This is a genomic window from Ferrovibrio sp. (genome assembly GCF_019636075.1).
Taxonomy (GTDB): Bacteria; Pseudomonadota; Alphaproteobacteria; order Ferrovibrionales; family Ferrovibrionaceae; genus Ferrovibrio.
Map to the genome: position 1 here is coordinate 36,643 of NZ_JAHBYG010000007.1, position 22,551 is coordinate 59,193.

The following is a 22,551-nucleotide window of genomic DNA, read 5'->3' on the forward strand; positions in this document are numbered from 1 at the left end:
ATGGATCGTTTCAATCTGCCCGATGGCTCTCTGCACTATCGCCTGGAAGGCGATGCCGGCAAGCCGGTGCTGCTGCTGAGCAATTCGCTGGGCACCGACATGACCATGTGGGAACCGCAGATCGAGGCGCTGCTCGGGCATTTCCGCGTGCTGCGCTACGATACCCGCGGGCATGGCGGCTCGCTGGTAACGCCCGGGCCCTACACGATGGATCAACTGGGCGGCGATGCGCTGATGCTGATCGAAGGCCTGGGCATCGAACGCGTGCATGTGGCCGGCGTTTCGCTGGGCGGCATGACGGCGCTGTGGCTGGCCGCCAATGCGCCGGCGAAAGTGGGCCGGATCCTGCCCAGCTTTACCTCGGCCCATATCGGCATGCCGGAAATCTGGAACCAGCGTATCGCAACGGCCGAAAGCCAGGGCATGCAGCCCTTGCTGGATGGCGTGCTGGCGCGTTGGTTCACGCCGCAATTCCATGCCGCCGCACCGGCCACGCTGGCGCGGTTTCGCGCCATGCTGGGCGGGCAGAATCCGGCCGGCTATGCGGCGGCCTGCGCGGCGGTGCGGGATATGGATCTGCGCGCGCGGCTGAAGGATATCTCCGCGCCCAGCCTGGTGGTGATCGGCCAGCACGATCTGGCCACCCCGCCGGCCATGGGACACGCCATCGCAGCCGGTATCGCCGATGCGAAGACAGCCGAATTGCCGTGTGCGCATATCGGAAATGTAGAGGCCCGCGACGCCTATACCAGTTTGCTGCTGGATTTCCTCGCCGCCTGACGAAAGCGGCGATTGCACGGGGCTGGCTTTTCCGCCCCGGGAGAAGAATAATGCCCGCCGGTTGAACGGGGGCGACTGAATGCAGCGATATCTGCGGCGGATCCGGGGGGCGCATTAGGCATGGCGGAAGCTGAGCCATCGCGCCTGCGCGAGATTCGCCAAGGCATCGGCATACGCCTGCTGGCGCTGATCCTGCTGGTTTCCTCGGCAGCCACATTGCTGGCCACCGGGCTGCAACTCTATCTCGATTACCGCAGCGATGTGGCGATGATCCAGACCCGTCTGGACGATATCGAACGCTCCAGCCTGGTCAGCCTCGCCGATGGCCTGTGGCGCCTGGAACAGACCCAATTGCGCTTGCAGCTTGAAGGCATGTTGCGGCTGCCCGATATGCGGGCCCTGCAATTGGATGAAATTTCCGGCGATGGCCGGCAGCGCAATCTGATCAGCCTGGGCGAACCCGATACGCAGGCCAGCCCGTCGTCTCGCATCCTGCGCGAGATGGCGATCCATCATACCGATCGCGGGCAACAGCGCCTGATCGGCCATCTGCGGGTGGAAGCCACGCTGGATGGCGTGTATCGCCGCCTGGCAGACAAAGCGGTGGTGATTCTCGCCACCCAGGGCGTGAAGACGTTTCTGGTTTCGCTGTTCATCCTGTTCATCGTGCATCGGCTGGTAACGCGGCATCTGGCCGATATCGCGCGCTATGTGGATAGCTTCAAGATCGAATTCCCGCAGCCGTTGCTGGAATTGCGCCGGCCGCCGCGCAATCCGCCAGACGAGCTGGACCGGATGGTTTCCAGCTTCAATGCCATGTGCGAGACTCTGCGCCAAGCCTATATGAGTTTGCAGGAGGCGCATGCCGAACTGGAGCGCGATATCGAAGCGCGCCGCGCCGCGGAAGCCGAAGTGACGCGGCTGAACGAAGCGCTGGAAACCCGCGTGCAGCAACGCACCGCCGAACTGGAAGCCGCCAATCGCGAATTGGCCGCCTTCAGCTATTCGGTATCCCACGATCTGCGCGCGCCGCTGCGCCGCATCGAGGGTTTCGGCAAGGCGCTGGAGGAAGACGGCGGGCCGGCGCTGGATGAACGCGGCCGGCATTATCTCTCGCGCATCCGCAATGCTGCGCGCGACATGACCGAGATGGTGGATAGCTTCCTGCGGCTGTCGCGCGCTGCCGCCGGCTCGCTCACCATCGAAAGCGTCGATCTCTCGCGCCTGGCCCGCCTGGCCGCCGAGAAGCAGCAGGAAAAAGACCCACAGCGCCGCGTGGCGGTGAGCGTGATGACCGGGCTGAGCGTGGAAGGCGACCGCCGCCTGCTCACCGCGCTTTTGGAAAACCTGTTCGAGAATGCCTGGAAATATACCCGCGACACCGAGGCGGCGGCGGTGAGTTTTTCGGCCGGCCCGATGGATGGCCGCATGGTCTATACGGTGCGCGACAACGGCGCCGGTTTCGACATGGAACAGGCCGATCTGCTGTTCACCCCGTTCACCCGCCTGCATGGCGGCGAAGAATTCGAGGGCACCGGCATCGGCCTGGCCACTGTGCAGCGCATTCTCGCGCGCCATGGCGGCCGGGTTTGGGCCGAAGCCGTGCCGGGCCAGGGCGCGGCGTTTCATTTCACGTTCTGGGAAAATGGGCGCAATGCCTGATCTGCGTGGCTTGGGGTGTAGGGTTCAGGTATGAAAGTGCCGATTTCTTTGTTGCTTGTGGAAGATTCGGAGGACGACGCCGAATTGGTTGTGATGGAGCTGGTGCGTAGCGGCTATTCGCCCAGCTTCCGCCGCGTGGAATCCGCTGCCGCGCTGCGCGCCGCGCTGGAGGAAACCGAATGGGATGCCGTGCTGTCGGATTTCCGACTGCCCGGCTTCGGCGCCGAACAGGCGCTGGCCATCCTGCATGAAAGCGGCAAGGATTTGCCTTTCATCATCCTGTCTGGCGTGGTGGGCGCCGAGGAAGCCGTGCAATTGCTCAAGCGCGGCGCGCATGATTTCCTCAACAAGGATTCGCTGGCGCGGCTGATCCCGGCATTGGAGCGCGAATTGCGCGAGGCCAAGGAACGCCGCCAGCGCCGCCGCGCGGAAGAGGAATTGCGCATCCTCTCGCTGGCCGTACAGCAAAGCCCGATCAGCGTGATGATCACCGATCGCAACGGCATCATCAGCTATGTGAATCCGAAATTCGAGGAAGTGAGCGGCTATCGCTCCGACGAGGCGCTGGGCCAGCGGCTGGATTTCATCCGCTTCGACCAGCAGGAGGAAAATCCCTATCAGGATCTCTGGGCCACCGTGCGCAGCGGTGTGGAATGGCGCGGCGAATGCTGCAACCAGCGCGCCGATGGGCAGATTTTCTGGGAATACATCACGGTGTCGCCGCTGAAGAACGCGCTCGGCGCGGTCACGCATTTCGTGGCGGTGAAAGAGGATATCACCGTGCGCCGCTCGTATGAGGAATATCTGCGGCGGCAGGCGCATTTCGATCCGCTCACCGGGCTGCCCAACCGCATGCTGCTGCTGGACCGGGTGGATCAGGCCATCGTGCAGGCACAGCGCAATCGCGGCAAGGCGGCGGTGCTTTGCGTGGATCTCGACCGCTTCAAGCATGTGAACGACACGCTGGGCCATGCCGCCGGCGACGCGCTGTTGAAGGAGGCCGCCAACCGCCTGGCCGGTTGCGCGCGGGAAAGCGACACCATCGCGCGGCTGGCCGGCGATGAATTCGTGCTGCTGCTGCCCGGCGTGGATGGTTCGGTGGGCGCGCAACGCGTGGCGCAGCGCGTGGTGGATGCCTTCGCCTTGCCTTTCGGCCTGGAAGGGCAGGAGCATTTCGTTACCGCCAGCATCGGCATCGCACTGTTTCCCGATGATGGCGTGGAACGGCAATTGCTGCTGCGCAATGCCGATCTGGCGATGTACAAGGCCAAGGAACTGGGCCGCAACGGCTATCAGTTCTTCACCGCCGATATCAATATCCGCATGCAGGAGCGGCTGGCGCTGGAGGCGCGGCTGCGCAATGCGCTGCGGCGGCAGGAATTGCATCTGCATTTCCAGCCGATCATGGATTTGCGCAATGGCCAGGCGATTGCCCTGGAAGCCTTGCTGCGCTGGATAACGGCCGATGGCATCAGCGTGCCGCCCGATCAATTCGTGCCGGTGGCGGAAGAGATCGGGCTGATCCGCGAAATCGGCGACTGGGCGGCGCGCAAGGCCTGCGAATTGCTGCGCGACCGGCCGGAGATTCCGCGCGTGGCGTTGAATGTATCGCCGCGGCAATTGCGCGTGGCGGGGTTTGCCGACCGGATGGGCGAATTGCTGGCCGAACATGGCCTGCCGGCCGAACGGCTGGAACTGGAAATCACCGAAAGCGTGCTGATGGACGATGCCTCGGAAGCCGAAGCCAATCTGCGGCGGCTGAACGAGATCGGCATCCGCCTGGTGGTGGATGATTTCGGCACCGGCTATTCATCGCTGGCCTATCTGCGGCGCTATCCATTCAAGGCGCTGAAGATCGACCGCTCGTTCGTGAATGCCGCGCCGCGCGATGCCAATGCGGCGCGCCTGGTGGAGGCGGTGCTGGCGATGGCACGCGGGCTTGGCCTGGATGCGGTGGCGGAAGGCGTGGAAACCGCCGAACAGCTCAACTTCCTGCGCCGACGCGGCTGCGAGATGGCGCAAGGCTTTCTGCTTGGCCGTCCGCAACCGGTGGAAAAACTGCCGGCGACGCTGGAAGCCGCCGGCAGGATGCTGCGCGATACGCTTTAGCTTTTATCTTAAGCTGCGATTCAAGCCACTGCTTAAGCTACTGCGGCCAGATCGCCGGCTTCCGCGCCGCGCTGTGCGGCCAGGCCGCCCTGCAGGGCTTCCATCGCCTGCATGCCTTCCTGGCGGCTGACCAGCCCGGCCTCGAAGATCGAGAAGGAAAAGCTGAAGAAGGCAGCCTGCACGCCGGTCTGCTCCACCGCGAGATCGCCGGCAAAGCGGAAGCGGCTGCCCTTGCGGGTTTCCTTTTCGCGCACGGTGTAGCGCAGCCGCGCATCCAGCGGGAAGGCGAAGCGGTTATACTTGATGTTCATATCGTTGAAGACGAAGGAGAACTTGCGGTCCTTCGGCAGGTAGAAGGCTTCCGTCACCGCCATCGGGCCCTGGCGGGCCGCCTCGATCAGGATCATGCCCTGCACATGCTGGCCGCTTTGATGGTCGCGCATCAATTCGCCGCGCTCGTCGATCATCAGATGCATCTCGAATACATCCTCGGCGATTTGCCGGGGTTCCGAGATCAGCGTGTTATGCGGATCCTGCTTGTGGCTCAGATGGCTGCTGGCGCGCTTCGGGCGGTTATACCAGGGGCCGAAATCATACAGCCCGGCATTGGGCGCCCGGGGCGCCATATCCAGAATCTCCGCCACCATGTCGTCGCCCAACCCCTGGCCCGGCACCAGCACCATGCGGCCCTGGCTGAAAAGCGGGGTCTGTTCTCCGCTCAGCCATTGCCGCAATTGCGAAATGGTGATCGCGTCTTTTCCGGCACAGAATGCCGAGAACTTATCGCTTACTACGAGCATAATTTGTTCGCGCATCTCTGAATCCCTCTTCGTGATACTACCCAGCCAAGGCCTGCGGGTTCTGCGCAGGCCACGAGGCAAACCTAAAAGGGAAAGAGTGCACAAAGAGTTAGCTGCCGGGTGCGGCTGCGGTAATCCCGTTGTCACGGCGCTGTAACAGCCCGCGCCCTATACCAGAAGGTGAATTTGATGACACTTATTGGCATCGTCAGTAAGTGGTTTGGAAAAATAGAAATACTCTTATTGATTTGCGCTCCTACAACAAAAAGGCGTGCTGCATTGCGTCAAACCGCCGGCGAGACAATCTGCAATCCGGTTAAATTGTTCATTTCAGAAGAATTTTAGACACAACCCCTCGAATCGTGAGGCGGCATCGCATCACAATCAAAAGAAGAATTTATACGTTGGGTGGAAACGTGCCGCGGCATTTCGCCGCAGCAAGTGATCAATCGAGGTATTTCGATGCCAGCGCGGCATAGAGCCGCTCGCGTTCGCGCGCCAGGCAATCCCAGAAACGGTTCACCAGCGGGCCATTGGCCTCGAAGAATTGCCGCGAGGTGGCGATGTAGTAATCGCCGGTGGCCAACGGCGGCTGCAGCTTTTCGATCCGTCCGCTGCTGTTGCTGCGTTCGATGTAATAGTCGCCGATATTCTCCAGCGTGGCCACGGCGCCCACACGGCCGCGCTCCAACATGGGGAAAAGCTGGCGGTCGTATTGCACCTCTTCAACATCCACGCCGCGCGCGCGCAAGGTATTGGCCATCACGAAACCGGAATTCACGCCCAGCGGGCCATTCAGGCCGGTGATGCTTTTGCCGTTCCAGGCCACGGGATTGCCGCGCAGGCGATACAGCATGTAGCTGATCGTGGCGCCGCGCCGGCTGGCATCGGGTTTGCCATCCTGCATCGGATAGGCCAGATATTCGGTACGCTCGGGCGTGAAGGTGAGGCCAAGCATGGCATCGAGCTGGCCGGCGCGCACTTCCTCATGCAGACGGCGCACCGGCAAGCGGATGAAAACCGGCTTCGCACCCACGGCTATGGTGCAATCGCGCACCAACTCCACCGACAGGCCAGGCTTCTCCGGCAGTTCCGGCCCGTTGCCGAGGAAATACGGAGAAACATCGTGGTCGCCATACCCAAAGCGGATATCAAGCGCAAAAGCCGGAAGCGACAGCGCGACAAAAACAACGACAGACATAGCGCGCAATATCGGCATGCAGCGCATGCTCCAGCTTCCTCCGCAAAATGTATTTCTGATACGTGCGATGTGTTTCTGATACGTGGAATGCGCATAGTGTAATCAATAAACATGGCAAGACAATGAAATTGTCCCGACCGCGTAGTAATTATGCAAACCACATAAAGAAGGCTCCATAAACCGCACGTTATTCAATGTATCCGTGCGATAATGCGTCCGATCCTGTTGCTGTGTGCGAACAAATCGGCGAAAGCCGTGGGCAATGCTTCCAGGCCGTCGCGCATATCCTCGCGATGTTTCAAACGGCCCTGCAAAATCCAATCGCCAAGCTGTGTAATCGCTTTGTCATATTCGCCATGATGCGCATGCGAGGCAACGCCAAGCAAGCGCAACCGGCGCGTGATCACGAATCCGGTTTGCGTGATTCCATGACGCATGCCGGGCGCGAGATTATAGTCGCCCACCTGGCCGCAAAGCAGCACGCGGCCATTCATGCGCATGCAGGGCAGCACGGCATCGATCAGCGCATTGCCCACATTATCGAACATTATGTCGATCCCATCGGGGCAGAGCCCACGGATGGCCGCGGTGAGATCGGCTTCACGCGTGTGGTCGATGGCGCCGGCAAAGCCGAGATCGCCGGTCAGCCATGCGCATTTTTCCGCGCCGCCGGCAATGCCGATGGCGCGCGCACCGAGAATGCCGGCAATCTGCCCCGCCGCCGAACCAACGCCGCCGGCCGCCGATGAGATCAGCACGGTTTCATTCGGTTTCACGTCGCCATAAGCGGTGAGGCCGAAATACGCGGTCAGTCCCGCGCTGCCGAGGATGCCGGCATATAATTCCGGTGCCAGGCGAGACACATTCAGCTTGCGCAGCGCCGCCGCCGGCAGCGCATGCGCCTCGCGCCAGCCGAGATTGCCGCTCACCCAATCGCCAGCGGCGAAATCCGGGCTGCGCGACGCCAGCACTATGCCCACGCCGTTGCCCTCGATGGGATCATCGGGCGCCAATGGCGGCGCGAAACTGGCATTGCCATCCAGCCGTGTCCGCAAGGCCGGACTGACCGGAATGAAGCGGGCCGCCACCAGCACCATGCCTTCGCCCAGCGGCGGCAATGGCCGCGTCTCGATGCGGAAATCGTCAGGCCTGGGGGCGCCATCCGGGCGGCGCGCCAGAACCACCAGCCGTGTCGTATCCGTCATCTCCGCCATCCCGCTGCTGCTGCCTGGGATTAGTCATGCCCACAGCGATGGCGGTAAGGCAAGTCTCTTGGCGAACCGGCGCTTGCCGCCACGGCAATATGCCAGGGGCATTGACCATGCCTGCCACGCTCCACGACAATCGGCGCAAGACCCGGGAGGATGCATGTTCAGAACCCTGCTGATTGCCAATCGCGGCGAGATTGCCATCCGCATCGCGCGCAGCGCCGCCGAATTGGGGATCGAAAGCATTGCCATCCATGCCGCCGACGAGGCCGAGGGCGGCCAGCGTCCCAATCACGCATTGAAGGCCGATCGCGCCGTTGCATTGCCGGGCAACGGCGTTAGCGCCTATCTGGATAGCGCGGCAATCATCGCGGCGGCCAAGGCTGCGGGCGCCCAGGCGGTGCATCCGGGCTATGGTTTTCTGTCCGAACATGCCGGCTTCGCGCGGGCCTGCGCGGCGGCGGGGCTGATCTTCGTCGGTCCTGCGCCGGAGCAGTTGGATATCCTCGGCGACAAGGCGCGCGCCCGCTTGCTGGCGCAGCAATGCGGCGTGCCGCTGCTGGCCGGCACCGCAGGCGACACACCGCAGGGCACCAGCCTTGCGGAAGCCTTGCTGTTTCTGGAATCGCTCGGGCCGGGCGGCGCCGTGATGGTGAAGGCGCGGGCCGGCGGCGGCGGGCGCGGCATGCGGCCGGTATATGGCGTGGCCGAACTGGAGCCGGCTTATATCCTGTGCGCCGCTGAAGCGCGCAAGGCGTTCGGCGATGGCGCGCTGTATGTGGAACGCCTGATGCCGGGTGCGCGCCATATAGAAGTGCAGGTGCTGGGCGATGGCAGCGGCGCGGTGAATCATCTGTGGGAGCGCGAATGCAGCCTGCAGCGCCAGCGCCAGAAGCTGATCGAGATCGCGCCGGCCCCTGGATTGGACCCGGCCTTGCGCGCCCGGCTGATCGAAGATGCCCTCACCATGGCCGCCGCGCTGCGCTATCGCGGCCTGGGCACGGTTGAATTCCTGGTCGGCGCCGATGGCAGCCATGCTTTCATCGAGGCCAATCCGCGCCTGCAGGTGGAGCATACGGTGACCGAAGCCATCACCGGACTCGATCTGGTGGCGCTGCAACTGCATATCGCCGCCGGCGCCAGCCTTGCCGATCTCGGTTTGGCGCCGCAGCAGGCGGTGATTCCGCGCGGCATGGCGATGCAGCTGCGCATCAATGCCGAAACCCTGCTGCCCGATGGCGGCATCAAGCCGGCGGCCGGGCGGATCGGCGTGTTCGAGCCGGCGGCCGGGCGCGGCATCCGCGTGGACAGCGCCGCCCATGCCGGCTATCGGGTGAGCGGCGCGTATGATTCGCTGCTGGCCAAGCTGATCGTGCATAGCGATGCCGAGGATTTTTCCGCGCTGGCCGCCAAGGCTTTGCGGGCCTTGCGCGAAACCCGCATCGCAGGCGTGGCGCATAACATGGCATTGCTCGGCGCCTTGCTGCGCCACCCGCGCATCCTGGCCGGCGGCATGGATACCGGTTTCGTGGAGCGCCATCTGGCCGCGTTGCTGACCGCGCCGGATCCAGCGCCGCTGCATGCAGCGCTGGCGGCAATACCGCAGGCCGAGGACACCGCGCCGCTGCAAAACATTGCCATCCCCGATGGCTGCATCCCCGATGGCTGCATCGCCGTGCTGGCGCCATTGCAGGGCAAGCTGGCAGCCTTGCCGATCGCAGCCGGCCAGCCCGTGGCCAAGGGCCAGGTGGTGGCGGTGCTGGAAGCCATGAAGATGGAGCATGCGCTCACGGCAAGCCAGGGCGGCGTGCTGCGCGCGATTCTGTTGCAGTCCGGCGATGTAGCGCGCGAGGGCGAAGCCGTGCTGCTGATCGCGGTGGATGAATCTGCCGCAGCCGCCGATGCGGCAGCGGCCGGTTTCGATCCCGATCATATCCGGCCCGATCTGAGCGAGGTGATCGCACGCCATGCGCTCACATCGGATGCCGCGCGGCCAGAAGCCGTGGCGCGGCGCCATGGCAAGGATATGCGCACGGCACGCGAAAATATCGCAGCCTTGTGCGACGAGGGCAGTTTCATCGAATACGGCGCGCTGGCCGTGGCGGCGCAGCGCCGGCGGCGAGACCTCGACGACCTGATGCGCAACACGCCGGCCGATGGCTTCATCTGCGGCATCGGCGCGGTGAATGGCGATGCCTACCCTGAACAGGCGGCCCGCTGCGCGGTGATGGCCTATGATTTCACCGTACTGGCCGGCACCCAGGGCATGATGGGCCACAAGAAGCTGGATCGCATGTTGGATGTGGCTCTGCATTTGCGCCTGCCCACGGTGCTGTTCGCGGAAGGCGGCGGCGGCAGGCCCGGCGATACCGATGCCAATACGCCGGCCGGGCTGGATTTGCACAGCTTTCGCCGCTTCGCGCAATTGAGCGGCGATGTGCCGTTGCTCGGCATCGTGGCCGGGCGCTGCTTTGCCGGCAACGCGGCCTTGCTGGGTTGCTGCGACACCATCATCGCCACGCAAGATGCCAATATCGGCATGGGCGGCCCGGCGATGATCGAAGGCGGTGGGCTTGGCGTGTATCCGCCCGAGGCAGTGGGCCCGGTTTCCGTGCAGCGCAAGAATGGCGTGGTGGATATCGCGGTGCGCGACGAGGCCGAGGCGGTCAGCGTGGCCAAAAAATATCTGAGCTATTTCCAGGGTGCGCGCAGCGACTGGCAGGCCGGCGACCCGCGCCTGCTGCGCGGCCTGATCCCGGAAAACCGCCTGCGGGTATACGATATCCGCGCGGTGATCGATGCTCTGGCGGATACGGATTCGGTGCTGGAACTGCGCCGCGATTTCGGCTGTGGCATGGTTACGGCGCTGATCCGCATCGAAGGCCGGCCGATGGGCCTGATCGCCAACGATCCGCGCCATCTGGGCGGCGCCATCGATGCCGACGCAGCCGACAAGGCAGCGCGCTTCCTGCAGCTTTGCGCCATGCATGGCCTGCCGATCCTGTCGCTCTGCGATACGCCCGGCTTCATGGTGGGGCCGGAGATCGAAACCAAGGCACAGGTGCGCCATGTCAGCCGCATGTTCGTGGTGGGCGCCAATATCGATGTGCCGATCTTCGCGCTGGTGCTGCGCAAGGGCTATGGGCTGGGCGCCATGGCGATGACCGGCGGCGGGTTCCATGCCTCGGTTTTCACCGCAAGCTGGCCCACCGGCGAATTCGGCGGCATGGGCCTGGAAGGCGCGGTGCGGCTGGGCTATCGCAAGGAACTGGAAGCCGCGCCTGACGATGCGGCGCGCGAAGCGCTGTACCGGAAATTGCTGGAGAAGCAATACGAACAGGGCAAGGCCACCAGCATGGCGTCTTTCCTGGAGATCGACGCGGTGATCGACCCGGCCGAAAGCCGCAGCTGGATTATCCGTGGCCTGCGCGCGCTGCCGCCCGATGCCTTGCAAGGCGGCACGCGGCGCTTCGTGGATACCTGGTAGATCGAATTATTCATGGCCGGCCGTTGTATTTTCATGCGGCCATAGCAATGTGATGCTTGAAACAGCCATTGCGGGGAGGCGGGCATGTCGGTTGGTCTGATTATATCCTTGGTCATTCTGGCCATTGTGCTGGCCACGATATTCGCCGGCGTGAAAACCGTGCCGCAGGGCCAGCAATGGACCGTGGAACGCCTGGGCAAATATGTCCGCACCCTCACGCCGGGGCTTTCCGTCATCATCCCCTATATCGACCGCATCGGCCGCAAGCTGTCGCTGATGGAAACCGTGCTGGATATTCCCAGCCAGGAAGTCATCACCCGCGACAACGCCACCGTCACCGCCGACGGCGTGGTGTTCTTCCAGGTGCTGGAACCGGTGAAGGCGGCCTATGAAGTGGAGAATCTGGTTTTCGCCTTGTCCAGCCTGGCGATGACCAATGTGCGTTCGGTGATCGGCGCGATGGACCTGGACGAAGTGCTGTCGCAGCGCGACCAGATCAATCGCCGCCTGCTCAGCGTGGTGGATCAGGCCACGTTGGCCTGGGGCATCAAGGCCACGCGCATCGAATTGCGCAATATCCAGCCGCCGCAGCATCTGCTCGATGCGATGGCCAAGCAGATGACCGCCGAACGCGAAAAGCGCGCGGAAATCCTCACTGCCGAAGGCGCCAAGCAATCCGCCATCCTGCGCGCCGAGGGCGAGAAGCAGGCTGCCGTGCTGGATGCCGAAGGCCGGCTGGAAGCCGCCAAGCGCGATGCCGAAGCGCGCGAGCGCCTGGCGGAAGCGGAAGCCAAGGCCACGGCGGTGGTGAGTGCGGCGATCGGCGAGGGCAATGTGGCGGCGCTGAATTATTTCGTGGCGCAGAAATACGTGGAGGCTTTCGGCACCCTGGCCGCCAGCCCGAACCAGAAACTGGTGCTGATGCCGATGGAAGCCACCGGCGTGATTTCCTCGCTGGCCGGCATTGCCGAATTGGCCAAGGATGCGCAGGCGGCCGCGAAGAAGACCGGCCCCTGGGGCAACAAGGCCGAGTGAGCGCCCGGAGAATGAAACGATGACCCTGCCCGATCTGCAACCCTGGCATTGGCTGGTTCTGGCGGCCATCCTGGGCGTGCTTGAAATCATCGTGCCCGGCGCGGTGCTGATCTGGTTCGCGCTGTCGGCGGCCTGCATGGCCGGGCTGCTGTTTCTGCTGCCCGGTCTGGCGGAAGGTTGGCAGGTGTTGATCTTCGCCGGGCTGGGCGCAGCCTGGCTGGCCGCCGCGATGATCTGGCGCCGCCGCCGCCCCAAGGACGAAGCCGATGCGCCGGTGAATATCGGCAGCGCGCGGCTGATCGGCCAGCGCGGCGTGCTGGAAACCGACCTGCGCAACGGTCGTGGCGAGATGCGGCTGGGCGACACGGTCTGGCCGGTCAGCGGCCCCGATCTGCCCGCCGGCAGCAACGTGGTGGTGGAAGCCGCCGAGGGCGCGCTGTTGATCGTCAGGCCGGTTTGATCGTCAGGCTGTCTTGATCATCAGGCCGGCGTAGCCAGTTTCAGCCCGGCAATGCCGGCCACGATCAGCGCGATGCAGCCGAGCCGCAGCCAGTCGGCGCTTTCGCCGAACAGCGCGATGCCCAGGATCACCGTGCCGATGGTGCCGATGCCGGTCCACACCGCATAGGCGGTGCCCAGCGGCAGGGTTTTCAGCGCCCAGGCCAGCAGCCAGAAGCTGACGATCATTGCCGCCACGGTGAAAACGCTGGGCCAGAGTCTGGAAAAGCCCTCGGTGTATTTCAGGCCCACGGCCCAGCCGGTTTCGGCCAGACCGGCCACGAACAGAATCAGCCACGCCATCGCGTGCCTCCGCAATCGAGTGATGACCGGGTCGTCCCGGCCGGGGAATAGGGGGGAGCAGCCGGGTCGTCCCGGCTGGTTTTGATATGGCGTCAAACGCCGGCGGAATCAAGCCCGATCAGGGGCTGTAGCTCACCTGCGCGCTCAACACCTTGTCGATGGTTTCGCCATCGCTGGATAGCGGGAGGATCAGCGCTTCCAGCCGATAGGGCAGGCCGATCTCGCTGGCCAGGTTGAGGCTGACCCAGAGCGGCTGGCGGGTTGCCAGCACCTGGGCATAGATGGCCGGCGCGGTTTTGGCGAAAGCGGGATCGGGATGCTCCTCAAGCAACCGGCCGGTGAGATCGAAGCCGCGATTCTGCACGATGTCGCTGCCCACCAGGCGAAAGCGCAGACGCGGCGGCTCGCCCGGTTCCAGATCCAGCAGCATCAGCCGACCCAGCAGATAGCCCAGCGTCTCGGGCCGGAAATCGTTGCGCGATGGCATATGGCGGTCGCCGCGCCAGTTTTCCCAATCCATCAGCAAGCGGCGCAAATCGGGATCGCTGGCGCATTCCTCCAGCAGGATGGCTGCCGGGGCGCAGGCATAGCTGGCCTCGCCGCGTCGCTGATTGGCTTGATCCACCGGGATGCGGGAATGATATTGCCCGCCGAGAAAATAGCGGATGCGGCCCTGCTCATCGGCCAGCGGCAGCACCAGCACTTCCAATTGCAGCGGCAGGCCGTATGTGTCGAGGATGGTGCGGCGCCCCAGCATGGCATAGGGCTTGTGCTGCATGATGCGATAGGCGTGGCGGGCATGCAGCGCGGCATGTTCGTCGGGATGCTCATCCAGATAGCGGCCGGTGAGATCGTAGCCGCGCCCGTCGATGAAGTTGCTGCCGAAGATGCGATAGCGATAACGCGCCGCCTCGCCTTCGCCTTCGATTTCCATCAGAAACAGATTGCCCAGGATATAGCGCAGCGCCTCCGGCGGAAATTGCGCGCGGCCGGGAATGCGCCCCAGGCTGTTGCGGTGGTGCAGCCATTCGGCCAGCAGGCGCCGCAGGTTGGGCAAGCCGATCAGCGCATCCACGTTCTCGGGCCTGTCGCAGAACAACATGTCTACGGCAGGGTGGAAAAGCGGTCCCGGCTCAGCATCCCGATTTTGTGAGCCGCTATCCTGTGGCGTTATGCTCATGGGCGTATTGGGGCCAGCGCGGCTTGGCCCGTCAAGCCAGGGCGGTGGTGCGGACCGGGGGTTTTGCGATCACGGTCTCGTCATAAAAACAAGCAGACGAACCAGGCAGCAAAAAAACCGCCGCCGCGGATTGAATCCGAGGGCGGCGGTTGCGTTGTGGTTGAATAGACGGAGATCAAGCCGCGACTTGTGCGATTTCCACGCCGGCAAGCGCCGCTTCGCCTTCAACGGTGGCGGCCACCGCATGCACGGTGGCGGCGATGCGGATGGCGGCCTGGATCGCATCGGCGCTCAGGTCTGCCTTGCGCAATTCATGCTCATGCGCCTCGATGCACATGCCGCAGCCATTCACAGCGGATACGGCCAGCGACCACAATTCGAAATCGGCCTTTTCCACGCCGGGCTTGCCGATCACGTTCATGCGCAGCTTGGCCGGCATGGTCTTGTAGCTGCTGTCGCCCATCAGATGCACGAAGCGGTAATAGATGTTGTTCATGCCCATGATGGCGGCGGCGGCCTTGGCGGCGGTCAGCGCCTCGGCGGAAAGCTGCGGGCCGAATTCGGCAACGATCGCCTGGATGGTGGCGGCATTGCGCGAGGCGAGTGCGCTGGCCACGAAAGTGCCGGCGCGCTGCTGCTGGGTCAGGCTGGCTTCGGTGGCCAGGCTGGACAGGTTCAGCTTCAGATCGCGGGCATAGTCGGGCAGGGCATTCTTCAAAGTCTCAAGCGACATGATAATCCTCCGGAAATCGCGCTGGGCGGATTCCTGCCCCGGCCATGAATGGCGCGGGGCAGGCACCGCTGGTTGCGGCTTAAGCGGCCTTCAGAACGGCATCGCCCTTCTGCCAGTTGCAGGGGCAGAGTTCGTCGGTCTGCAGCGCGTCGAGCACACGCAGCACTTCGGCCGGGTTGCGGCCCACCGAAAGATCGTTCACCGACACGAAGCGGATCACGCCTTCCGGATCGACGATGAAGGTGGCGCGCAGGGCCACGCCTTCATTCTTGTCCAGCACGCCCAGATTCTGGCTCAGCTCGCGCTTGATATCGGCCAGCATCGGGAAGGGCAGATCCTTCAGGTCGGCATGATTCTGGCGCCAGGCCAGATGCACGAATTCGCTGTCGGTGGAAACGCCATAGACCACGGTGTCGCGGTCGTTGAAATCGCCGTTCAGCTTGCCGAAAGCGGCAATCTCGGTCGGGCAGACGAAGGTGAAGTCCTTCGGCCAGAAGAACACGACCTTCCATTTGCCGGCATTGGAGGCATTGGAAATATCGGTGAAAGCCTTGGCCGGATCGGTGGATACCACGGCCTTGAGGTTGAAGGCCGGGAAAGCGTCGCCAATGGTAAGCATAAGTCTCATCTCCTGATCAGGGTTTTTTTCGGTCTGGGGCTGGGGGATCAACTCCCTTGACCGGCAAGATAGGCAGCGTTATCTAATCGATCAAACGGATAATTCCTGTCACTCTAATCGATAAAATCGATGATAAATCTCCCCACCCCCCGGCAATTGCGCTATCTCACCGCCCTGGCCGAAAGCCGGCATTTCGGCCGCGCGGCGCTGGCCTGCAATGTCACGCAATCCACGCTGTCGGCCGGCATCCAGGAGCTGGAAAGCCTGCTCGGCGCGGCCTTGGTGGATCGCACGCGGCGCAAGACCGTGCTGACCCCGCTGGGCCAGGCCATGGCCGCCAAGGCCGCCGATCTGCTGCGCCAGGCCGAGGAGATGGTGCTGCTGGCGCGCACCCAGTCCGAGCCGCTGGCCGGACCGCTGCATCTTGGCGTGATCCCCACGGTCAGCCCGTTCCTGCTGCCGCGCGTGCTGCCGGCTTTGCGGCGCAAGTTGCCCAAGCTGAAGCTGTATCTGCGGGAAGACCTGACCGAACGGCTGGTCGAGCAATTGCAGGCCGGCAAGCTGGATCTGCTGTTGTTGGCGTTGCCGATCGAGGCGGCGGCGGTGCAAACCTGGCCGCTGTTTCCCGATGCTTTCCGCTTTGCCTGCCGCAAGGAGCATCCATTGGCCGGGCGCGGCAAGGTGGCGCTGCCGGCGCTGGCGCAGGAAAGCCTGCTGCTGTTGGAAGATGGCCATTGCCTGCGCGACCATGCGCTGGATGCCTGCCATCTGCCGCGCCCGGCCAAGCCGGAAAGCCTGGCCGCCACCAGCCTGCACACCCTGGTGCAGATGGTGGATAACGGCCTGGGCGTAACCCTGCTGCCAGATCTGGCGCTGGATGCCGGCATCCTGCGCGGCACCAATGTGGTGACGCGGCCGCTGGTCGAGCCGGCGGCGAAGAATCCGCCGTCGCGCACCATCGGCCTGGCCTGGCGTGCCGGCACCCAGCGTGCTAGCGAGTTCAAGCTGTTCGGCGAGGCCTTGCTGGCGGCGATGAGCAAACAGAAGATTCAAAAAACCGAAGGATGAAGATCATGCAAGCAACCGTGCGCCCGGCTTCGGCGGAAGATGCCGCCACCATCGTTGCCCTGGTGCGTGGCCTGGCCGAATACGAACACGAGCCGATGAGCAGCGTGAAGATCACCGAGGCCGATGTGCTGCGCGATGGCTTCGGCCCCGAACGCCGCTTCGAGGCGCTGATCGCAGAGCTGGATGGCCGGCCGGTGGGCTTTGCGCTCTATCTCTACAATTACTCCACCTGGGAAGGCCGCGCCGGCCTGTTCATCGAAGACCTGTTCGTGCTGCCCGATGCACGCGGCCACGGCCTGGGGCGCAAGCTGATCACCGCCATCGCTGCCATCGCGGAGAAACGCGGCTGCCCGCGCGTGGATCTGAATGTGCTGGATTGGAATCCCACGCGGGATTTCTATCACCGCCTCGATATCACCCATATGAAAGACGAACGGCAATCCTGGCTGCCTTACCGCATGCGCCGCCCGGCCATCCAGGCCCTGGCACAACAGGCCGATGCAAGCTGGCTCACACTGCCCGGCGAATGAGTGGGCAGCTGAACCATGGATGCCCGGAACAAGTCCGGGCATGACGGCGGGGTATGACGCTTGGAGGGCGATGCGGGCAAAGAAAAAGCCCGGTATCGCTACCGGGCTTTTGCAAGGCGATGAGTTCGGAAGGCTTACTGTGCAGCCTTTTTCTCGATCTCGTTGTCCGGCTTGGCGGCCATGCTGATGCTCGGCGCCACCGGCTTCTGGGTCGGCGTACGGTTGCGGATTTCATCGGCGCGGCGCTGGCGATAGATGGTGCGCAGCGAGGCGTAGAAATCCAGCGAAGTGCGTTCCAGCGCATCCAGGGTGTCGCCCACCTCGGTGCGGCTGTCGATCACGGTGAGGCCGAGGCGGGTGTAAATCCACTCATCCTCGTCGATGTTGCGCAGATACCAGTTCAGCGGATCGGCGGCCGAATCCACCGCCAGGCCGAAGGCATCGCGCGGATTGGACGGGCCGACCAGCGGCAGCACCAGATAGGGGCCTTCAGCCACGCCCCAGCTGGCCAGGGTCTGGCCGAAATCTTCCGAATGGCCCTGGATGCCGAACCACTTGTCGGCGGCATCCCAGAAGCCCAGCAGGCCCACGGTGGAATTGATCGCGAAGCGGCTGACGGTGTTGCCGGCACGCTCGGTCTCGCCCTGCAGCAGGTCGTTGGCCAGAACCACCGGGCTGCGCAGGTTTTCCAGCGCGCTATGCACACCATCGCGCACCGGCGGCGGCACGATCTGGTAGACCAGCATCACCGGCTTGAGCACGAAATGATCGACGATCTTGTTGAATTCCAGCATCGCGCGGTTGAACGGCTCGAGCGGATCGTTGATCGCCTCGGCAGCGGCGCGGGCCTGCGGATCGGCCGGCGCGGAGGCGCAACCGGCCAGCAGACCGACGGACAACAGGCAGGCAACGCCCAGGCTCTTCCAGCCGGAAACTCGGGACACGCCGTTCATGGGGCTGAAACCTCTTTGTTCTACGCGGGCGGTACTGTTCTACGCGGGCGGTACTGTTCTACGCGGGCAGTATTACTCGTACTCAGCAGCATCACTAAGCTGCGGCCCTCAAGCTTACCCGGCGGCTACCGGGGGCTGGCAAGCCGAAATCGTGCAGGGGAAATTACCGCAGCCTTGCATGCAGAGCCATGGCGGCGGTGGAAGCCTGCCGCTTTTTGCCCTGTATGGTGCAAAAAAGCAACACATTTTCCGCTGCTTATCCCTCTTTCGGGGGAGCTTAATGCAGCGCCGGGTCGGCCTTCCGGCCGGGTGAAGGAGGGCTCGCCAGAGCGGGGTTGTCGCCATCCTCGTCTTCATGTTCAACGACGGGAATGGCGTAGCTTTCCGACAACCAGCGGTGCAGGTCCACATCGGCACAGCGGCGCGAGCAGAACGGGGCTGATTCGCCGGCCCCGGAATTCTTAAGGTCCAGCGGCTTGGCGCAGATCGGGCAAAGTTTGGCCATGCGGAGCGCCCTCAAGCCTGCTGGCGGTCGATACTGAAGGCCTCGCGCTTGCGGCCGGCCTCGGCCTGCACGCTGAAACGGGCGCCCAGCCGGCGTTGCAACTGATCCAGCAACACGGCATCGAACAGGGCGGCCACATCGGGGGCGCAGGTGATGCGGAATGCGGTGCCGCGCGGGCTGGAATTCACCTCGGATTGCGCCCGGCGCAGCAATTCGGCCTGCACGCTGGGCAGCGAGGGGATGCGGCCATCGCCATCGCATGAGGGGCAGGGATCGAACAGCCGCGTGCCCAGCGGTTCGCCGATGCGCTTGCGGGTCATCTCCACCAGGCCCAATGCCGACATGCCCAGCACCTTCACCGGCGCCGGATCGTCGGCCAGCGCCTTGCGCAGGGCATTCACCGCGCGGGCGCGGAAGGCGGCGCTGTCCATATGCAGGAAGTCGATCACCACGATGCCGCCGATGCCGCGCAGCCGCAATTGGCGCGCGATTTCCTCTGCGGCTTCCAGGTTCACCTTGATCGCCATCTCGTCGAAATCGCCGCGATTGCGGGCTGCCGAACCGGCATCCACATCGATGGCGGTCAATGCCTCGGTTTCGCCGAACACGATGGCGCCGCCAGAGGGCAGGGCCACGCGTTTCGACAGCGCGCGGTCGATATCGTGTTCGATCTCGAACAGGTCGAACAAAGGCTCGGGCGGATCATGGCGTTCCAGCCTGGCCACCAGTTCGGGCGCATGCTCGAACAGCCAGGCCCGCGCCTCGGCGAAGCCGCGCGCGTCATTCACCCGGATATAGTCCAGCTTGGCGCCCACATGGTTGCGCAGGGCGCGGCCCACCGGGCCCATTTCGCGCCACAGCTCGGCCGGCGCCGTGGCCTTGGCGCGGCGTTCCTCGATGGCGATCCAGCGTGCCCGCAGGCGGTCCAGGTCGGCGGCCAGCACCTCCTGGTCGGCGCCCTCGGCGGCGTAATCCACCAGGCAGCCCATCGGCTTGCCCTTCTTGCCATCGCGGCGATCCAGCGCCACGGCTACATTGCCCACCCGGCGTTCGCCCTCCCTGCGATCACCCAGGCGGCGCTGCACCCGCGTGGTCACCTGCACCGGCAGCTTGTCGGTCAATGCCAGCAGGCTCTGCATGATGGCGGCCAGCCGCATGCGTTCGGCATCCTCGGCGATGCGGCGCGAAACCCGCACCCGGCTGTCCCAGGGGGTCAGCGAAATGAAACGGCCGGGCAGGTTGGGCTGGCCGGTGAGTTTCACGCCCTTTTCGCCCACCGGGTCGCGGATCACCTGCACCAGGATGGCTTCGCCTTCATGCAGGCGCTGCTCGATCGGGCGGCCTTTCGGATTGTCGGGACCGGCCAGCGGATCCGGCGGCAGGTCGGATGTATTGAGGAAACCGTCGCGCGTCAGGCCGATATCGATATAGGCGGCCTGCAAACCCGGCTCGATCAGCCGCACCCGGCCCAGGAAAATGGCGCCCAGCGCGGTGTCGCGGTTGGGGCGTTCCAGGTCCAGATGCACCAGCCGGTCATTCTCCACCAGCGCAACGCGGGTTTCGGTGAGGCCGACATCGATCAGCAATTCATTCGCCATACGGTTCTATATAACCGCAGATTCAGTCGGTTGCCATAAGGGATAACCGATGCCGGCCAGCAAGGCGGCGGTTTCGAACAGCGGCAGGCCCACCACGTTGGAATGGCTGCCCTGCAGCCAGGCCACGAATTGCGCGGCACGGCCCTGGATGGCATAGCCGCCGGCCTTGCCCTGGCCCTCGCCGCAGGCGGCATAGGCGGCGATCTCGGCCTTGGTAAGGCGTTTGAAGCGCAATTGGCTGATCACCAGGCGCTGATGCGGCTTGCGGCGGCCCGTGGCATCGGCCGGGCCCAGCAGGCATAGCCCGGTGATCACCCGATGCCGGCGGCCCGAAAGCAGGCTCAGGCATTGCACCACTTCGGCGGCGGTTTCGGCTTTCGGCAGGATGCGGCGGCCCAGCGCCACCACGGTATCGGCGGCCAGGATCAGGCTGGCGGCAGCGATCTCCGGCGTGCCGGCGGCAGCCAGGGTCGTACCGGCGGCAGCGTGCGCCTTGCCGGCGGCCAGGCGCTTGGCCAGCGCAGCCGGCAACTCGCCCTTCAAGGGCGTTTCGTCGATATCGGTGGCGAGGAGTCGGGTCGGCTGCAGGCCGATCTGCTGCAGCAGGGCCAGGCGGCGCGGCGAAGCTGAGGCCAGGATCAGTTCAGGCAACAATCCGGGCGCGCCCGTCATCAGCCAGGCCCGCGAGGGCTTACTTGAAGCGGAAAGTGATGCGGCCCTTGGTGAGGTCGTAGGGAGTCATCTCCACCATCACCTTGTCGCCAGCCAGCACGCGGATACGGTTCTTGCGCATCTTGCCCGAGGTATGCGCCAACACTTCGTGGCCATTCTCCAGCGTCACGCGGAAATGCGCGTTGGGCAGCAATTCGTGCACCACGCCGGGAAACTCCAATAATTCTTCCTTCGCCATTCGGCCTCTTTGGTATGCGATTTATCGGGATTGGGTCGATCCGGGGCCAGAACATGCGTCCAAGCGGCCGGAAAAGCAAGGGACATGAATTATGGCGTCAGGCGGTAGACGCGCACCCCAAGTGGCGGAAAATCCTCTTCAAATTGCCGGTTTCCGGCATTTAGCGCCGGCGCCGGGTCGGTATCGAACCAGCGTTCCAGGCGCTTTATGCCGCCTGGCAGGCTGATACGCAGCCGCCAGGGCCGGTGGCTCAGATTGGCCGCCAGTAGGGTGAGATGCCCCCCGATCTGCCCCCCGATCTGCCCCCCGATCTGTCCCCCGGGCTGCACTCCGTCCTGCTGTTTCAGCAGCAGGCGGATCGGGGTTTCGCCCTCCGCCAGGGGCGGGCCGTCATCCAGGGGCAAAAGCTCTGCCCGGGGTGGAGTCTGGGCTGTCGGGCTCAGCAAAGCCGGGCTCAGCCGCTCGATCTCGCGGTTCAGCCGTGCCACGGTCTGCCACAGCGCGCGGGCCTGGCCCACCTGCGCCGGCTCGGGCTTGAAGGGCGGGCCTTGCTCGGATTCCGGCAATTGCACGCCGTAATCCAGCGGCAGCGCCGGTCCGATGCCCAGGGCGCCGCCGCTGCGCGAAACATAGGAATCCTCGCCCAGCCAGATCAGCCCGCTGGCGCCACCGATCAGTGCACCATAAGCCAGCGCCCGGGCCTCGGCGCTGCTGGGCAGCCGCAGGCCGATGGCCGGCGCGGCAAAGGCCTGCAATACGCTCCAGGCCGGATCGTTGGGCCGTTGCGCCACTGCCTGGCGCAAGGCGTTCAGGGCGCTGTCTATATCGGCCGGGCTGGCGATATCGGCGGGGCTGGACGCTTCCGGGCCGCGCGCGCTGAACGGCATGATGCGCACCAGCCGCACCGTGCGGGCATCCAGCAGGGCTTGCAGGTCGGCGCCGTCTTCCGCGCGTGCGGCAGCGGCTTCCTCGGGATTCAGCGCCAGCAGCAGCCGCGATCCGGCGGCGGCAGCAAGGGCTGCGTTGCGCGGCTGGCCAGACCATGGCGACACGGCGTTGAAGCCGGCTTCATAGGCGGCGGCGAAACCGAAGCGCAGGCCGCGGCTGTAATCCACCATGGCATTGTCGAGGATCAGCGGAAAAAACGAGCGCACCGGATCGAGCTGCCGGCGCGGTTGGCCCAGCCGGTCGGTATGGGGCAGGCCGTTGCGATGCTGGTCGGCAACAGCCGCCGGGCTGTCGCGCCAGGGCGGCGGCGCCGGCGGCGTGGCGCAGCCGGCCAGCACCAGCAGCAGCAGCAACGGCAGCAGCAGCAACGGCAGGACCAATGCGGATCGCGGCCAGATGGCAAAGGATCCGGCGCGCCGCATGG

General features: G+C 64.5%; 21 protein-coding genes. 8 read left to right on the top strand and 13 right to left on the bottom strand.

Translation table 11 applies throughout. The features are described from left to right. From pcaD to KF827_RS04970, 3 genes are all read left to right on the top strand, one after another. Complete coding sequence (gene pcaD / locus KF827_RS04960; protein WP_291001185.1) at positions 1 to 780, top strand: 3-oxoadipate enol-lactonase; 780 nt, start codon at positions 1 to 3, stop codon at positions 778 to 780. Between the two features lie 120 nt (positions 781 to 900). Beyond that, positions 901 to 2,442 carry an ATP-binding protein gene (locus KF827_RS04965; RefSeq protein WP_291001188.1) on the top strand — a complete coding sequence of 514 codons (1,542 nt, stop codon included), beginning with the start codon at positions 901 to 903 and terminating at the stop codon, positions 2,440 to 2,442. A 30-nt stretch (positions 2,443 to 2,472) separates the two neighbouring features. After that, positions 2,473 to 4,551: an EAL domain-containing protein gene (locus KF827_RS04970; RefSeq protein ID WP_291001192.1), complete on the top strand. Its 2,079-nt coding sequence runs from the start codon at positions 2,473 to 2,475 to the stop codon at positions 4,549 to 4,551. A 32-nt stretch (positions 4,552 to 4,583) separates the two neighbouring features. Here the strand turns inward: KF827_RS04970 and KF827_RS04975 are convergent, their stop codons facing one another. The 3 genes from KF827_RS04975 to KF827_RS04985 form a co-directional block, all read right to left on the bottom strand. Then, positions 4,584 to 5,366 (bottom strand): AfsA-related hotdog domain-containing protein, encoded by a 783-nt coding sequence (locus tag KF827_RS04975; RefSeq protein ID WP_291001197.1) that lies wholly within the window; start codon positions 5,364 to 5,366, stop codon positions 4,584 to 4,586. Positions 5,367 to 5,796: 430 nt separating this feature from the next. After that, positions 5,797 to 6,570 carry an ABC transporter substrate-binding protein gene (locus tag KF827_RS04980; RefSeq protein ID WP_291001199.1) on the bottom strand — a complete coding sequence of 258 codons (774 nt, stop codon included), beginning with the start codon at positions 6,568 to 6,570 and terminating at the stop codon, positions 5,797 to 5,799. Positions 6,571 to 6,743: 173 nt separating this feature from the next. Next, positions 6,744 to 7,757 (bottom strand): NADP-dependent oxidoreductase, encoded by a 1,014-nt coding sequence (locus tag KF827_RS04985; protein ID WP_291001201.1) that lies wholly within the window; start codon positions 7,755 to 7,757, stop codon positions 6,744 to 6,746. A 163-nt stretch (positions 7,758 to 7,920) separates the two neighbouring features. On the opposite strand from KF827_RS04985, the gene KF827_RS04990 reads away from it, so the two are divergent. From KF827_RS04990 to KF827_RS05000, 3 genes are all read left to right on the top strand, one after another. Next, positions 7,921 to 11,247: a carboxyl transferase domain-containing protein gene (locus KF827_RS04990; protein ID WP_291001205.1), complete on the top strand. Its 3,327-nt coding sequence runs from the start codon at positions 7,921 to 7,923 to the stop codon at positions 11,245 to 11,247. Between the two features lie 84 nt (positions 11,248 to 11,331). Further along, positions 11,332 to 12,282: an SPFH domain-containing protein gene (locus KF827_RS04995; protein ID WP_291001208.1), complete on the top strand. Its 951-nt coding sequence runs from the start codon at positions 11,332 to 11,334 to the stop codon at positions 12,280 to 12,282. A gap of 19 nt (positions 12,283 to 12,301) precedes the next feature. Continuing rightward, entirely contained in the window at positions 12,302 to 12,742 is a 441-nt protein-coding gene (locus KF827_RS05000) for an NfeD family protein (RefSeq protein ID WP_291001211.1), read from the top strand. 20 nt (positions 12,743 to 12,762) lie between these two features. Here the strand turns inward: KF827_RS05000 and sugE are convergent, their stop codons facing one another. The 4 genes from sugE to KF827_RS05020 all read right to left on the bottom strand — a co-directional run bounded on the left by sugE (position 12,763) and on the right by KF827_RS05020 (position 15,615). Next, complete coding sequence (sugE, locus tag KF827_RS05005) at positions 12,763 to 13,083, bottom strand: quaternary ammonium compound efflux SMR transporter SugE (protein ID WP_291001216.1); 321 nt, start codon at positions 13,081 to 13,083, stop codon at positions 12,763 to 12,765. A 118-nt stretch (positions 13,084 to 13,201) separates the two neighbouring features. Further along, complete coding sequence (locus KF827_RS05010; RefSeq protein ID WP_291001219.1) at positions 13,202 to 14,185, bottom strand: PAS domain-containing protein; 984 nt, start codon at positions 14,183 to 14,185, stop codon at positions 13,202 to 13,204. Positions 14,186 to 14,438: 253 nt separating this feature from the next. Further along, positions 14,439 to 14,996, bottom strand: a complete 558-nt coding sequence (locus tag KF827_RS05015) for a carboxymuconolactone decarboxylase family protein (RefSeq protein ID WP_291001221.1) — start codon at positions 14,994 to 14,996, stop codon at positions 14,439 to 14,441. A gap of 79 nt (positions 14,997 to 15,075) precedes the next feature. Next, a complete protein-coding gene (locus KF827_RS05020) occupies positions 15,076 to 15,615 on the bottom strand; it encodes a peroxiredoxin (RefSeq protein ID WP_291001224.1) in 540 nt (179 codons plus the stop codon). A gap of 129 nt (positions 15,616 to 15,744) precedes the next feature. Between KF827_RS05020 and KF827_RS05025 the strand changes: the two genes are divergently transcribed. Next, positions 15,745 to 16,683: a hydrogen peroxide-inducible genes activator gene (locus KF827_RS05025; protein WP_291001226.1), complete on the top strand. Its 939-nt coding sequence runs from the start codon at positions 15,745 to 15,747 to the stop codon at positions 16,681 to 16,683. 5 nt (positions 16,684 to 16,688) lie between these two features. Further along, positions 16,689 to 17,213: a GNAT family N-acetyltransferase gene (locus tag KF827_RS05030; protein ID WP_291001230.1), complete on the top strand. Its 525-nt coding sequence runs from the start codon at positions 16,689 to 16,691 to the stop codon at positions 17,211 to 17,213. A 134-nt stretch (positions 17,214 to 17,347) separates the two neighbouring features. Here the strand turns inward: KF827_RS05030 and KF827_RS05035 are convergent, their stop codons facing one another. The 6 genes from KF827_RS05035 to KF827_RS05060 form a co-directional block, all read right to left on the bottom strand. Further along, positions 17,348 to 18,166 (bottom strand): VacJ family lipoprotein, encoded by an 819-nt coding sequence (locus KF827_RS05035; protein WP_291001235.1) that lies wholly within the window; start codon positions 18,164 to 18,166, stop codon positions 17,348 to 17,350. A gap of 277 nt (positions 18,167 to 18,443) precedes the next feature. Next, positions 18,444 to 18,671 carry a DNA gyrase inhibitor YacG gene (locus tag KF827_RS05040; RefSeq protein WP_291001239.1) on the bottom strand — a complete coding sequence of 76 codons (228 nt, stop codon included), beginning with the start codon at positions 18,669 to 18,671 and terminating at the stop codon, positions 18,444 to 18,446. An 11-nt stretch (positions 18,672 to 18,682) separates the two neighbouring features. Beyond that, the gene (locus KF827_RS05045; RefSeq protein ID WP_291001242.1) at positions 18,683 to 20,269 is read right to left on the bottom strand and encodes a ribonuclease E/G; all 1,587 of its coding nucleotides are present in this window, start codon (positions 20,267 to 20,269) and stop codon (positions 18,683 to 18,685) included. A gap of 6 nt (positions 20,270 to 20,275) precedes the next feature. After that, entirely contained in the window at positions 20,276 to 20,941 is a 666-nt protein-coding gene (locus KF827_RS05050; RefSeq protein WP_291001245.1) for a Maf family nucleotide pyrophosphatase, read from the bottom strand. A gap of 19 nt (positions 20,942 to 20,960) precedes the next feature. Further along, entirely contained in the window at positions 20,961 to 21,179 is a 219-nt protein-coding gene (infA, locus tag KF827_RS05055) for a translation initiation factor IF-1 (RefSeq protein ID WP_291001248.1), read from the bottom strand. A gap of 89 nt (positions 21,180 to 21,268) precedes the next feature. After that, entirely contained in the window at positions 21,269 to 22,549 is a 1,281-nt protein-coding gene (locus KF827_RS05060) for a hypothetical protein (RefSeq protein WP_291001251.1), read from the bottom strand. Between the last annotated feature and the right edge of the window lie 2 nt (positions 22,550 to 22,551).

Coding starts and splice junctions, on each gene's coding strand:
- pcaD (WP_291001185.1), top strand. CDS start 1: ATGGATCGTTTCAATCTGCCCGATGGCTCTCTGCACTATCGCCTGGAA.
- KF827_RS04965 (WP_291001188.1), top strand. CDS start 901: ATGGCGGAAGCTGAGCCATCGCGCCTGCGCGAGATTCGCCAAGGCATC.
- KF827_RS04970 (WP_291001192.1), top strand. CDS start 2,473: ATGAAAGTGCCGATTTCTTTGTTGCTTGTGGAAGATTCGGAGGACGAC.
- KF827_RS04975 (WP_291001197.1), bottom strand. CDS start 5,366: ATGCGCGAACAAATTATGCTCGTAGTAAGCGATAAGTTCTCGGCATTC.
- KF827_RS04980 (WP_291001199.1), bottom strand. CDS start 6,570: ATGCCGATATTGCGCGCTATGTCTGTCGTTGTTTTTGTCGCGCTGTCG.
- KF827_RS04985 (WP_291001201.1), bottom strand. CDS start 7,757: ATGACGGATACGACACGGCTGGTGGTTCTGGCGCGCCGCCCGGATGGC.
- KF827_RS04990 (WP_291001205.1), top strand. CDS start 7,921: ATGTTCAGAACCCTGCTGATTGCCAATCGCGGCGAGATTGCCATCCGC.
- KF827_RS04995 (WP_291001208.1), top strand. CDS start 11,332: ATGTCGGTTGGTCTGATTATATCCTTGGTCATTCTGGCCATTGTGCTG.
- KF827_RS05000 (WP_291001211.1), top strand. CDS start 12,302: ATGACCCTGCCCGATCTGCAACCCTGGCATTGGCTGGTTCTGGCGGCC.
- sugE (WP_291001216.1), bottom strand. CDS start 13,083: ATGGCGTGGCTGATTCTGTTCGTGGCCGGTCTGGCCGAAACCGGCTGG.
- KF827_RS05010 (WP_291001219.1), bottom strand. CDS start 14,185: ATGTTGTTCTGCGACAGGCCCGAGAACGTGGATGCGCTGATCGGCTTG.
- KF827_RS05015 (WP_291001221.1), bottom strand. CDS start 14,996: ATGTCGCTTGAGACTTTGAAGAATGCCCTGCCCGACTATGCCCGCGAT.
- KF827_RS05020 (WP_291001224.1), bottom strand. CDS start 15,615: ATGCTTACCATTGGCGACGCTTTCCCGGCCTTCAACCTCAAGGCCGTG.
- KF827_RS05025 (WP_291001226.1), top strand. CDS start 15,745: ATGATAAATCTCCCCACCCCCCGGCAATTGCGCTATCTCACCGCCCTG.
- KF827_RS05030 (WP_291001230.1), top strand. CDS start 16,689: ATGCAAGCAACCGTGCGCCCGGCTTCGGCGGAAGATGCCGCCACCATC.
- KF827_RS05035 (WP_291001235.1), bottom strand. CDS start 18,166: ATGAACGGCGTGTCCCGAGTTTCCGGCTGGAAGAGCCTGGGCGTTGCC.
- KF827_RS05040 (WP_291001239.1), bottom strand. CDS start 18,671: ATGGCCAAACTTTGCCCGATCTGCGCCAAGCCGCTGGACCTTAAGAAT.
- KF827_RS05045 (WP_291001242.1), bottom strand. CDS start 20,269: ATGGCGAATGAATTGCTGATCGATGTCGGCCTCACCGAAACCCGCGTT.
- KF827_RS05050 (WP_291001245.1), bottom strand. CDS start 20,941: ATGACGGGCGCGCCCGGATTGTTGCCTGAACTGATCCTGGCCTCAGCT.
- infA (WP_291001248.1), bottom strand. CDS start 21,179: ATGGCGAAGGAAGAATTATTGGAGTTTCCCGGCGTGGTGCACGAATTG.
- KF827_RS05060 (WP_291001251.1), bottom strand. CDS start 22,549: ATGCGGCGCGCCGGATCCTTTGCCATCTGGCCGCGATCCGCATTGGTC.